Here is a 12,614-nt window from a genome sequence, read left to right as displayed (position 1 = left end):
TCGCGGCCTTAAGCAGGAGCCGACATGCCGCGTACGCTCATCAGAAAGAACCCGAGCAACTTCAAGACGCTGCCGCTGTTCGTCGAAGCCACGCCGGAAGGCCTGACCTACCAGAGCGTCGGCATGCCGCTGAATTTCGCCCAGACCCTGCAGCGGCGCAAACCGGTCAGCGTGGCCGACGCCGAGCGCTTTGCGCTGGAGCTGGCCAACCTAGGCGTTTCGGTGCGTCTGACCCTGCACTGGCAGAATCGCGATTACTGGGTGCTGGTGCGCCAGCGGCGGCAGGATCGCGGCGACGTCGTGCTCAAGCTGATTTCCGGCTACGTGCCAGCCCATGAACTGAACATTCCGCTGCACACGGCGATCCAGGAGATCGCCGAAGAATGCCTGCTGGAAACCCCGGAAGGCTGGCTCGGCGGGCGCTTCAACGACACGTGGCTGCCAGCGCCGTACGCATCGGCACTGCATTATCGCGAGGCCCTGCCCTTTCGCCTGACGCCGCTGTCCGGCTCGGCCCGGCCGGTGCGCTGCGCCAATCTGCAACTGCTCGAACGGCCACGGGCCTACGTGCATTTGCCGACCGCGTCCCTGCAACTGATCTATGACCTGCGCCTCGACGTGCCCAAGGAAGCCAAAAACCTCAGCCTGTTTCATGTCGATGAACGGCTGGAAGGCGATCAACTGGTCGCCCGGCTCGACCGCAAACGTCCCGATCTGTATTTGATGCCGTTGCAGGACGGTGAGCCGCTGCCTGAGCTGTACACGCTGAAGAAAGGTCAGTTGTACCCGGCCGGCACTCGCGGTCTGTACCTGGCGGAAAGCTTCGCCAGACAGGACGGCTGGCTGGTGCGCGATGAGCGGATTCGCTGGAAGGACTGGCTGCGCCAGCAGGGTCTGACGCCGCCGCCCAGGGACACGGGGCTGGCACGGTTGCGCGGCAAGGCCAAACAACTGCTGAAGAAGATCGTGCCGCGCAAGAAAGTGAATTCCTGAACGGCAAAAGACCGCGCCTGCGAGTGACTCCGGAGAGTCATCGCAGACGCGGTCTTTATGTTTGCATCACTCCGACTTGCGGATCTTTTCCACAATCGCCGTGGTCGAGCTGTTCTCCACAAGCCCCAGCACTTTGACGGCGCCGCCGTAGGCTTTGACGATATCAGCGCCGACAACCTGGTCGATGCCGTAATCGCCACCCTTCACCAGCACGTCCGGCTTGACCTCGCGCAGCAGGTTTTCCGGGGTGCCTTCGGCAAAGCTGATGACCCAGTCCACCGCACCGAGACCGGCGAGAACCGCCATGCGCCGGTCGACGCTGTTGATCGGCCGGCCCGGCCCTTTCAGGCGGCTGACCGAGGCGTCGTCGTTGATCGCGACGATCAGGCGATCGCCCTGGGCTCGCGCCTGCTCGAGGTAGGTCACGTGGCCGGCGTGCAGGATGTCGAAGCAGCCGTTGGTGAACACGATCTTCTCATTGTGCGCACGGGCATCGGCGACTGCCAGCAGCAGTTGCTCCAGCCCCAGCACGCCACGCTCGGAACCTTCTTCACGCTGAATGGCGCGACGCAGTTCCGGGGCGCTGATCGCCGCGGTACCCAACTTGCCGACCACGATGCCCGCCGCCAAGTTGGCCAGCGCCACCGCGTGCGGCAATTCTTCACCGGCAGCAATCGCGGCTGCCAGGGTGGAAATCACCGTGTCGCCGGCACCGGTCACGTCGAACACTTCACGGGCCCGCGCAGGCAAATGCAGCGCCGGATGATCCGGACGCAGCAGGGTCATGCCGTGTTCGCCACGGGTCACCAGCAGTGCGCCGAGATCCAGGTCGTGCATCAGCGTCGCGCCCTTGGTCACCAGCTCGTGCTCATCGGCGCAACCGCCGACGATGGCTTCGAACTCGCTGAGGTTCGGGGTGATCAGGCTGGCACCACGGTAGATCGAGAAATCCTTGCCCTTCGGGTCGGCCAGCACCGGAATGCCTTTGGCACGGGCGGCCTGGATCAAGGCCTGATGGTTTTTCAGGGCGCCTTTGCCGTAGTCGGACAGCACCAGCACCTTGATGCCTTCGAGCAGGTCGTCGACCTGCGCGCCAAGGGCCAGTGCATCGGTGGCGAACGGTTCTTCGAAGTCGATACGCAGCAATTGCTGGTGCCGGCTCATGACCCGCAGCTTGACGATGGTCGGCTGGTGCGCGATGCGCTGGAACAAGGCTCGTACGCCCGCACCCTTGAGGCTGTTGCTCAGGCTGTCGGCGGCTTCGTCGTCACCAGTCACACCGACCAGCGACGCCGGCGCACCCAGCGCGGCAATGTTCAAGGCAACGTTGGCGGCACCGCCCGGGCGGTCTTCGATTTGCTCGACTTTAACGACAGGAACCGGCGCCTCAGGGGAAATCCGTGAGGTACCACCATGCCAATAACGGTCGAGCATGACATCGCCGACCACCAAGACAGGGGCTTGATCGAATCGCGGCATGGACAACTTCATGGAGCAACCCACATACAAAATGAACAGGGGCGCGATATTAACACAGGGTTGGCGAAGGCTTGTGCGGTGGCTGCAACAGGATGAAACAGCTGGCTTTTTTGCTCATTTTTCAAGCAGCAAAGCCGCCAGCCGTTCGCAGGCCTCGCTTGGCTCGATCTCTTCCGTGTCGATACGGAATTCCGCCGCCAGCGGAGCCTCGTAAGGACTGTCGATGCCCGTGAAATGCTGGATACGACCCTGACGCACCGCCTGATACAAACCTTTCGGATCACGGCGCTCGCACACCGTGAGCGAAGTGCTCACATGCACTTCGACGAAGTCGCCCTCGGCAAACAGTCGCCGCGCAGCATCCCGTTCGGCTCGAAACGGGGAAATCGCCGCAACGATGACGATCAGCCCGGCATCGACCATCAGCCGGGCGACTTCGGCCATGCGCCGGATGTTTTCCCGGCGACCGGCATCGTCCATACCCAGGTCCCGGCACAGGCCATTGCGCACGTTGTCGCCATCGAGCAGAAAGGTGTGCCGCCCGAATTGATGCAGGTGCAGCTCCAGCGAATTGGCCAGGGTCGACTTGCCGGCGCCGGATAATCCGGTCAGCCACAGGCAACGCGGCCGCTGCCCGTTGAGCGCGGCCCGGGCCTGGCGCGGCAGCGCCAGGTTATAGGGGCTGATGGCGGGCGTTGTCGCCAGACTGTGCAGCGCCTCATTCATAACCGAGCAACTCGTAGTCGCGCTGATAGGCCCGACGCACCAGCCGACGGGTTCGCGCCGAGCAGAACTCCCGCGCCTTCAGTGGTTGACGTTGCCGCGAGCTGTTGACGTGCGGCAACTGACACACCATCCCCAAGCGGTCACAGACCTGTTTGAAATCCTGTTCCAGATGTTCCTGGTAACCGATGAAATCCAGAGCCAGATGCCCCAGCGAGTCGGTGAGAAAGTCGGTCTGTGCGGCAAAGTGCAGCTGCCGCGAGATCGTCTCCGGATGCAGCCAGCGTGCGACAAAATCGTCGAAATCCCGATATTGTCGAACCATCTGCTGAGCGGCGTGATCACGCCCGCTCAAGGTGTTGCCATGCAAAAAGGCGTACGCCGAATAGGCGCGCTCCAGCGGGTCGCGCACAAAGGCGAATTTGTAGGCGGCGGCATATTGCTCGGGAAATTGCTCTTCGTACCAGTACAACGGCAAGTGTCCGGGACGCCAGCCGTCGAACATCGCCGCACACAAGCTGCTTCCGGCGCATTTGGGTACGTGGATAAACAGACAGTCGCGCTGCTCGAAGGCGGCAGGAAAGGCCAGACTGGCCGACATCGATTTGTTCACCACTTGCCGGTCAACCACCGACAGACGCCCCAGCAAAAAGGCCCGCTGCGGCTTGGGCAGCAATTTCCAGAGATAACGTTGCAGCATGCCAGCACCCGCGCGAAGAGGATGGCCCCTTCGATTGAAGTCAGAGTTCGTTCAGGAACCTTAACAAGCGCGATGCCGGGTTTTATGCCGGTTTGGTCAAGAAGGGTAAAGGTCTGGATACAAATCGCCGGGCGCATTGCGCGCCCGGCGTTTTCGTGGCGGGATCAGGCGATGTCTTCCGCCGGGGCATCGAGGCCCATGGCATTGAGACGCGCGTAGTAGCCGTTCTGTGCCAGCAAGTCGTCGTGGGTGCCGCGCTCGACGATCCGGCCCTGGTCCATGACCAGAATCAGGTCGGCCTTCTCGATGGTCGACAGCCGGTGAGCGATCACCAGCGTGGTGCGGCCCTTCATCACTTGATCCAGGGCGGCCTGAATGTGCCGTTCGGATTCGGTGTCGAGTGCCGAGGTAGCCTCGTCGAGAATCAGCAGCGGCGCGTTCTTGAGCAGGGCGCGGGCAATTGCCAGACGCTGGCGCTGACCGCCGGAGAGCAGCACGCCGTTTTCGCCGACCTGGGTGTCCAGGCCTTCAGGCAGTTGCGCGATGAAGTCCATCGCATAAGCATCACGCGCGGCCTTCTCGATGTCTTCGCGCGGCGCCCCGGCCAGATCGCCATAAGCGATGTTGTTGGCCACGGTGTCGCTGAACAGCGTGACGTGCTGGGTCACCTGGGCAATGTGGCGGCGCAGGTTGAGCAGCTTGTATTGCTCCACTTCCACGCCGTCGATCAGGATCTCGCCCTTGTCGTGGTGATAGAAGCGCGGAATCAGGTTGGCCAGGGTCGACTTGCCGCTGCCAGAACGCCCCACCAGCGCCACCATCTGCCCCGGCTCGACCGAGAAGCTGATGTCGTCGAGCACCTGACGCTCGGTGCCCGGGTAGGTGAAGCTCAGGTTGCGCACATCGAGGCGACCGCTGACCGAATCGCGCTCGACCGTGCCGGTATCGACTTCGGGCTCGACGTCCAGTTGCTCGAAAATGCTTTCGGCACCGGCCACGCCCTTCTGGATGGTCGAACTGACTTCGGACAGCTGGCGGATCGGCTTGGGCAGCAGACCCGCCAGCGTGATGTAGGCCACCATGTCACCGGCCGACGCATCGCCGCGAAGGTACAGCACGAGGAACATCAGGATCGCCATGGCGCTGTAGATCACCAGCTGCAGCAGCGGCGTGTAGATGGCCCCGGTGCGGGTCATGCGCAACTGCTTGTCGGTATTGCCCTGGCTGGCATCGAGAAAGCGTTTTTCCTCGTAGGCTTCGCCACCGAAGCTGCGCACCACGCGATAGCCCTGGATGGTTTCCGAGGCGACGTGGGTCACGTCGCCCATGGCCAGCTGGATTTTCTTGCTCTGCTTGCGGAATTTCTTGCTGGCAGTGCGCACCATCACGGCGATCAGCGGCAGGATCGCAACCATCACCAGCGTCAGCTTCCAGTTCATGAACAGCAGGGAGGCGAACAGGAAGATCACCGTCATGCCTTCACGGATTACGACCTTGATCGCATCTGTTGCCGCCCCCGTGACCATCGTCACGTTGAAGGTGATACGCGAAATCAGATGTCCGGAGTTATGCTTGTCGAAATACCGGTTGGGCAGGACCAGCAGGTTGTTGAAGAGCTGAACCCGCAGGTCATGCACCAGGCCCAGGGAAACCTTGGCCAGGAAATAGTTGCCCAGATAAGATCCCAGCCCCTGCCACGCGGCGATCAGGATGATCAGCAACGGTACGGCCTGCAGCAGTTGCAGGTCGCGCAGGTAAGGCACGGTGGGAAACAGCACTGCCTCGGGATTGGACAGACCGTCGACAAAGTACTTGAGGATGTAGCCGAGCATCGGCTGGGTCGAGGCAAAAATCAGAAAACCGACGATGCTGATCAGGAACAGACTGATGTACGGCCGGACATAGCCGAGCAGGCGGAAGTAGATTTTCAAGCTCGAAGGGCTTGCGGCGGGACTGGAGTCGGTCATATCACGCGAAAGTCGATAAAAAGGACGCTGACTTTAGCACAGCTTCTTCAGGGTTCTGGCAATCGGCCAAAGGCTGTTATTGTTAGGCGTCTTTTTCAGCGTCAAATAGCCATCATCCAAATGGCCGATCAACCTCAGGATTGAAACACACAGCATGCAATTCAGCGGCTTCAGCAGTACGTCCAGTCGAATTTTCGATTTCATCAGCCTGTGGATTCTTCCCGTCGGCTACTTCCTGCTCTTGTGCGCGCTGTTCTTCCTGCCGGGCCGCAGCCTTCATCACAAGCTGTTTTACGGCCTGTTCAGCATTCCGACGCTGATCGCCCTGTGCCTGCGCCCGCGTGAACTCAAGGAAATGCTGCGTGAACCGGTGTTCATCGCACTGCTGCTGTTTGCCGGCTGGGCGTTACTCAGTCTTTGCTGGGGTCCGCAGGATGAACCGATAGGCGGCATGTTCAAACCTCCGTTGCATACCCTGATGCTGTTCGCCGGGTGTTTTCTGCTGGTCCGCTACCGCAGCGACATCCTGACCCCGTTGCTGTTCGCCGCCGCACTGGTGGCCCTGATCGCAACGATCGCCTTCCTGATCCCGTTCATGCTCCACTTCGAACCCGGCGCGCGCCTGATCGGCGGCGGCGCGTTCGACAACCCGCTGCTCAGCTCCCATCTGTTCGGATTTTTCTGCGCCTACTGGCTCAGTCTGAGCATGACCTGCAAGAATCGCCGGCTGTACTGGCTCAGCATCCCTGCGATGCTGATCATGTTCATGGCCGTGATCGGAACCGGTTCCCGCACCCCGCTGGTGGCGCTGACCATGGCCGCATTGTGGCTCAGCCTGATTTGCTGGAACCGTCGCTCACTGGTGCTGCTGGGCACACTCGCGATTGGTGGCGCAACGGTGGTGGTGCTGTTCTCGAAAATGATCATCGAACGCGGTGACTCCTATCGTTTCGAGATCTGGCAGCAAGCCCTGGAAAAAATCGCCGAGCATCCGTGGATCGGCCACGGTTACAACGCGGTTCTGGCGATTGACCCAGGCGTCGGTTACAACTTCCAGGAACCGCACAGCTTTGCGCTGGGAGTGCTTTATTACGTCGGCATCCTCGGCATGCTGCCCTGGCTGTTTTTCCAGGCCTGGGGGCTGCTGAGCAGCTGGCGTCAGCGCGTGCAGCCATTGCTGATCATCGCCTCGACCTGGCTGGTGTTCGGCATCGGTGCCGGGCTGACCGAAGGCGGCGGAATCATTTCCCGCCCCAAGGAACACTGGTTCCTGCTGTGGATTCCTTTGGCGCTGATTGCGGCCCTGAGCATCAATCAACGTGCCCGACGGCTTTTGGCAATGCAGGTACAAAAGCTGTCGGCAACCGCTCTGCAACAGCTGAGCAGCGACGCCCAGGTCATCGAGGAAGATGGATTGGGGCCCAAGGTCCTGCGCCTGTCCGATGGCAGTTTCCTCAAACTGTTTCGCCGTCGCCGCTGGTATACATCGGGCAGCTTCAACCCGTATTCCGAGCGGTTTGCCGTCAACAGCGAACAGCTGCGCAGGATGGGCATTCCCACGCCACAGGTGCTGAACCTCTATCGCCTCGACGACGGCAGCAGCGCCGTGCATTACACGCCGCTGCCGGGCCACACCCTGCGCCAGGTGCTGCAGGGGATCACCGCGCCTGCAGTGCGTCATGCGCTGGTGGAGCGTTTCGGCAAATTCATGGCCAGCCTGCATGAGCAAGGCGTGTATTTCCGCTCGCTGCATCTGGGCAATGTGCTGGTGCTGGAAGACGGAGAGTTCGGGCTGATCGATCTGGCCGACCTGCGGATCTACCCTTCCCCCCTCAGCCTGTCACTGCGCCAGCGCAATCTGCGCCACATGCAACGCTACACCGTCGACAGACGCTGGCTGTTCGAGGATCACCTCGAGGCACTGCTCCAGGGATACGCCGTAACGGCGTCGAAATCCGCCGTAGACAATCTGCACAGGCAAGTGCTGGCCGGCAATACGCCGGCTAGGGTTCATTGATGATTCAGACCAGTCCGTTCATTGCGCCGGCCGCCTATCTGCTGGCCATCGTATCCGCCGCTTTACTGCTGCGGGCCGTACCGAAGATCGCACGCCATCTGCAGCATTCGGGCGAAAGCCGCTATGCCAGCATCGACGGCCTGCGCGGCTATCTGGCATTCGGTGTATTCGTGCATCACTCGGTCATCACCTGGATCTTTCTGCGCACGGGCGTGTTCGAATTTCCACCGAGCAACTTCTACTCGATGCTTGGCCAGGGCAGTGTGGCGCTGTTCTTCATGATTACCGGCTTCCTGTTCTGGAGCCGTCTGCTGACCCAGGGCCGTCAGCACGACTGGCTGGCCTTCGGCGTTTCTCGGGTGTTCCGGTTGTATCCGCTGTACCTGCCATTGATGCTGGCGGTGTTCGTGACCGTGTTCTACCTGCAGGACTGGCAACTGAAGGAACCGGTGTCACAACTGCTCAAACAGAGCCTGTTGTGGCTGACGTTCGATCGCCCGGACGTCAACCAGTATCCGCAAACCGGCATGCTGATCTCCAACGTCACCTGGACGCTGGCCTATGAAGTGTTTTTCTATCTGGCGCTGCCACTGGCGGCCCTGGTATTCGTCTACCGCGGCAACTGGCGACAGGTCGTGCTGTGCCTGATCGGGATTTACGCGCTGTACCAGCTGGTCGGTTGGGAGCATTCGCTGAAGAAACATTTTCTGGCCAGCTTTCTCGGCGGGATCACCGCCGCCTATTGGGTTCGACGCCCGCAGCTGGTGGCCTGGAGCCGCACGACACTGGCCAGCATCATCGCCCTGGCGGCTCTGGCACTGGCCTTCACCGCGTTCAACCGGGCCTTCAAGACCGCACCGCTGTTTCTGCTGTCGCTGTTTTTCGTGATCGTGGCTTCGGGCAACACCCTGTTCGGCGCCTTGAAACCGCGCAGCATCCGCTGGCTGGGGGAGATCAGCTACAGCACTTATCTGCTCCATGGTTTCGTGCTCTGGCTGATGGTTCAGCGCCTGCCGCTGTTGCTGCACCTCGATGCCCGTGAGACCTGGGTTTACCTGCCGTTGATGGCAGCCTGCACCTGTCTGCTGATACTGATCAGCAGCGCAACGTTCCTTTACATCGAGCAGCCAGGCATGAACGCGGGCAAGAAAGTGGTGCAGTGGATTCGCCAGCGTCAGAAGGGCAGCAAGCACCTGTCGGAAAAAGTCGCTCGCTGAGTGCGAGCGACAACGACCTCAATCTTTTTCCAGCGGCGAAAACAGCAACCGGCCCAACCCGCGCCAGGTCTTCTTGTTCCAGGCCTTGAACGGGATTTGCGCCAGCAGTTCCCGCGCCAGTTTGCGGTCGCGGTTGGCAGTCTTCAGGAACATCGAGTTGAGCGACTTGTAGCGCACTTCGTCGTACAGCGGATGATCGCTGAACAACGCGTAGGTACGCAGGATGTTCTCGATCATGAAACGGTGATTCTTGTAGGAGTTGGTGGCGTGCTTGCGATAGCGCGCCATCACCACGTTCAGACCGTCGATGAAGTAACCGGCGCGGGTGATTTTCAGCTCGATGTACAGATCTTCAAGACGAATCGTCGGGTCGAACCCGCCCACCTTGTCCAGTGCCTCACGGCGGATCATCAGGGTCGGCGCCGGCGGATACGGCTTGCGCTCCAGGAACATGTCATCAAAATCCAGGCGCCGGAACGGCACGTCCCGGCGCTGACGCTTTTCCGGATAGAGATTGCCGTCAGCGTCCATCAATTCGATGTTGCCGGCGCAGATACCCACTTCCGGTTTGCCGTCCATATAAGCGACCTGGGTGTCGATCCGGTCCGGGTACATGATGTCGTCGGAACCGAACGGCACGATCAGGCTGCCCTTGGCCCGAGCGATCGCGCCGTTGAGCGTATTGGTCAGGCCCTGGTTCTGCTGCACCCGGAAATCGAAGCCGTATTGGGCCTGCAGGGCATTGATGCGCTCGACACTGTCATCTTTCGATCCGTCGTCGACGACCAGCAGCTCGATGTTCTTGTAGCTCTGGTTGATGACGCTGAGGATGCTCTCCTCGATGTACGGTCCGTGGTTGTAGGACGCAATGATGACGGTAACGAGAGGTTGCTCAGCGCTCGTGGCTGCTGAATCGCTCATGGCTGTTCCTTGCGGGCCTGTTCCAGGCCGGAGTCGATCAGGTTCAGGTATTCCTGGCGGAAGACCTCGATGTCGTGCTGTTCCTGCAAATAGCGGTAGGCCTGCTCGCCCTTGGCCTTGAGCTCGTCATCCGACAGCGCGAGGTAGCTGTCCAGCGCCGCGACCAGGCTCGGTACGTCCTTGGGCGTGATCGACAAACCACCGGCACCTTCGATCAGCGGCAACATGGCCGGCACGTTCGAGGCGATCACCGGCAGGTGCCCGCTCATGCCTTCCAGCAAGGCCAGGCCCAGGCCTTCGGCCAGCGACGGCATGGTCCAGATATCGAACGCACGCACGTATTGCAGGGCGTTTTCCTTGAAGCCCAGCAGGTGCGCGCGACCGCTCAGGCCCAACTGTTCGATCTCGGCGGCGAGCGGCGCCTGCAGGCGTCCGGCACCGATGATTGCCAGTTGAGCGTTCGGGTATTTGTCTTTGAGTTGGGCGAAAGCCTGCAACAGATAAGTGTGGCCCTTGACCGACACCAGTCGCCCCAGCGCACCGATCAGGCGCACATTCGGATCGATACCCAACAACTCGCGCGCGCGTTCGCGGCTGTGCTGCAAGCCCTCGGCCTGTTCGATGTCGATGGCGTTGGTGATTGCGTACGTGTTCTGGTCAGTGAAACCGCAATCGCAATCCAGCAGATACTGCTTGACCGCCGGCGAAACGCCGACGAAACGCCAGTGCCGGTCGATCAGGCGCTGAGTCTGGCGACGACGGTAGAAGCGGTCGTACTCGCCGAAGCCGTGGGAAATACCGATGCACAACGGCACCTTCAACCAGCGGTTGAGCGTCAGCATCATGTTCACCGGTTTGAAGCGGTTGCAGATCACCACGTCGAACTTTTCCCGGCGGCAGAACTTGTACAGCTGCCACATCGCCCGCAGGCGCATGCCTTTGAGGGACTTGTCGGAAAACTCGAAATACACCGAACGGTCGGCACGGCTGACCGCCTCGCCCGGTCCGGGTTTACCGCGCAGGAAGGCGGCGGTCACTTCGTAACGATCGGTCGGCAGCGCCTTGACGATTTGCTCGGCAAGGTCGGCGAAATCATGGGATTTGACGTTGTAATCGGGCTGCAGCTGCAGCACCTTTGCGCGTTGACTCATACCTCTCCCCGGTGCGATCCCGTCGCGCCTGTTTCGCTCTGCTTCAGTACCCAGAACAACTCCTGGCGTCTGACCGCTTTGCGGAAAAATTCGTTCTCGCCGTATACCGATGGACGCCGACCAGCCAGCAGTCGCTGAAACAGCCGGCGCAGGCGACGCTTGAACGGCGCCGGTGGCTGCAGGTCATGCATCATGCCCAGCGCCATGGCCTTGTCGCGTTGCAATTGGATCGACAGCGGCAGGCACAGCGGCTGCATCGCGTGGGTCGCATCGAACGTCGGCGGCAAGGCGATGCCCTGCCCGCTGTCACCCATCGGCCAACGGTCGTTGTCGTGCAAGTGGTTGGCGTAACCGAGCAGCGTCGGTTGGTAATCGAGACCGCGCAAGGCTTCCAGCACCGCCTCTTGGGCGCAGATATGGTCGGGATGCGGATCCAGCGTCGGGTGCGGCAACACGATCACATCCGGGCGCGCACGCAACAGCACATCACGCAGGTCGGCCAGCAGATTGTTCCAGGTCGGCGCGCCGTCGGCATCGCCGGGCAAGGCAAACGGATTCAGCTGACGGAACAGGCGTGTGTCGCTCAGATCGGCTTCCCGCGAGCCAACGGGTTGATTCGGCGCAGCCTGCATCGCCGCCAGTTGCAGGCAGAAATACCCGAGCTGCACGCAATGCTCCTGCGGTACGCCGGCCCAGCGCGGTACGGCAAGACTGTCCCAGGCACGCAGACGCCCCTTGAGACGCGCCGCTTCGACCTTGTTCAGGCCCATCTGTTGATAGTGTTCGGCTTCGATCTCGCCGGCGGTCAGGGTCACGATCCAGGCTTCTTTGGCCTGGCTGTACAGACCGTAGGCGGCCAGTTCGGCATCGTCGGCGTGAGGGGCGATGACCATCACTCGCTGCTGGCGGTAGTCCGGTTGTTCCAGCGCCCACAGCACTGGCTCGCCGGACACCCGGCAAAAGCGCCCGCGCAGACGCAACTGGCCTTGCGACAAGGCCTGCGCCTGGCCGCTGAGGTTCAGATAACGCAGGCCGTTGACGCCACGCTCGAACGTCTGCGCGTCGGGATGGGTGCCGCCGGCCAACTCGACCCGAGGGTCGAAGAAGCGTCCCAGAAAGCTGCTTTTGACCTTCACGGCGAGGATCAGTGTGGCGTCGTCCACCAGCATCACGCCCTCGTCGAGGCGCAATTGCTCGCCGTTCAAATGCACTTTTGGCTGCGGTGTGAACGGCGGAAAGCTGTATTGGTAATCGTCTTTCGGCGAATAGAACAGGTGATCGGCGAACCACGCTTCGTGGGCAATCCAGCCGACCACCGCCAGCACCAGCGGCAACCACCAGGCCACCAGCACGCCGAGGGCAATCAACACGAGCAGTGCGATCAACAGGCTGATGCGCTTATTGCGCCGGTGACGCTTGAGCAGTTGCTGTTTGCGGCTCATGGGC

10 protein-coding genes are annotated in these 12,614 nt (G+C 61.3%); 3 read left to right on the top strand and 7 right to left on the bottom strand.

The features are described from left to right. Window positions 1-24: 24 nt before the first annotated feature. Entirely contained in the window at window positions 25-993 is a 969-nt protein-coding gene (locus tag ACODTD_RS26135; RefSeq protein WP_011332150.1) for a hypothetical protein, read from the top strand. Between the two features lie 66 nt (window positions 994-1,059). On the opposite strand, the gene hldE is transcribed toward ACODTD_RS26135, so the two are convergent. The 4 genes from hldE to msbA form a co-directional block, all read right to left on the bottom strand. After that, on the bottom strand, window positions 1,060-2,484 hold the full coding sequence (hldE, locus tag ACODTD_RS26130; protein ID WP_011332149.1) for a bifunctional D-glycero-beta-D-manno-heptose-7-phosphate kinase/D-glycero-beta-D-manno-heptose 1-phosphate adenylyltransferase HldE: 1,425 nt from the start codon (window positions 2,482-2,484) through the stop codon (window positions 1,060-1,062). Between the two features lie 102 nt (window positions 2,485-2,586). Next, on the bottom strand, window positions 2,587-3,198 hold the full coding sequence (gene cysC, locus ACODTD_RS26125) for an adenylyl-sulfate kinase (RefSeq protein WP_221615489.1): 612 nt from the start codon (window positions 3,196-3,198) through the stop codon (window positions 2,587-2,589). Then, window positions 3,191-3,895 (bottom strand): sulfotransferase family 2 domain-containing protein, encoded by a 705-nt coding sequence (locus ACODTD_RS26120; RefSeq protein WP_011332147.1) that lies wholly within the window; start codon window positions 3,893-3,895, stop codon window positions 3,191-3,193. Before ACODTD_RS26120 ends, cysC begins: the two co-directional genes overlap by 8 nt. A 164-nt stretch (window positions 3,896-4,059) precedes the next feature. After that, window positions 4,060-5,862, bottom strand: a complete 1,803-nt coding sequence (gene msbA, locus ACODTD_RS26115) for a lipid A export permease/ATP-binding protein MsbA (protein ID WP_011332146.1) — start codon at window positions 5,860-5,862, stop codon at window positions 4,060-4,062. 154 nt (window positions 5,863-6,016) lie between these two features. Between msbA and ACODTD_RS26110 the strand changes: the two genes are divergently transcribed. Both ACODTD_RS26110 and ACODTD_RS26105 read left to right on the top strand, forming a co-directional pair. Continuing rightward, window positions 6,017-7,879, top strand: coding sequence for an O-antigen ligase family protein (locus ACODTD_RS26110; protein WP_489105355.1), 1,863 nt, complete (start codon window positions 6,017-6,019; stop codon window positions 7,877-7,879). Further along, window positions 7,879-9,096: an acyltransferase family protein gene (locus ACODTD_RS26105; protein ID WP_201817191.1), complete on the top strand. Its 1,218-nt coding sequence runs from the start codon at window positions 7,879-7,881 to the stop codon at window positions 9,094-9,096. Before ACODTD_RS26110 ends, ACODTD_RS26105 begins: the two co-directional genes overlap by 1 nt. An 18-nt stretch (window positions 9,097-9,114) precedes the next feature. Here the strand turns inward: ACODTD_RS26105 and ACODTD_RS26100 are convergent, their stop codons facing one another. The 3 genes from ACODTD_RS26100 to ACODTD_RS26090 are packed head-to-tail and all read right to left on the bottom strand — an operon-like array spanning window position 9,115 to window position 12,610. After that, window positions 9,115-10,017, bottom strand: a complete 903-nt coding sequence (locus ACODTD_RS26100) for a glycosyltransferase (protein ID WP_011332143.1) — start codon at window positions 10,015-10,017, stop codon at window positions 9,115-9,117. Next, window positions 10,014-11,168: a glycosyltransferase family 4 protein gene (locus ACODTD_RS26095; RefSeq protein ID WP_011332142.1), complete on the bottom strand. Its 1,155-nt coding sequence runs from the start codon at window positions 11,166-11,168 to the stop codon at window positions 10,014-10,016. The genes ACODTD_RS26100 and ACODTD_RS26095 overlap by 4 nt, the downstream gene beginning before the upstream one ends. Further along, complete coding sequence (locus ACODTD_RS26090; protein ID WP_041475124.1) at window positions 11,165-12,610, bottom strand: PIG-L deacetylase family protein; 1,446 nt, start codon at window positions 12,608-12,610, stop codon at window positions 11,165-11,167. Before ACODTD_RS26090 ends, ACODTD_RS26095 begins: the two co-directional genes overlap by 4 nt. Window positions 12,611-12,614 lie beyond the last annotated feature (4 nt).

The organism is Pseudomonas sp. FG35 (assembly GCF_057809295.1).
The sequence above is the reverse complement of the archived record's forward strand: the minus strand, read 5'-3'. Positions and strand labels throughout refer to the sequence as shown.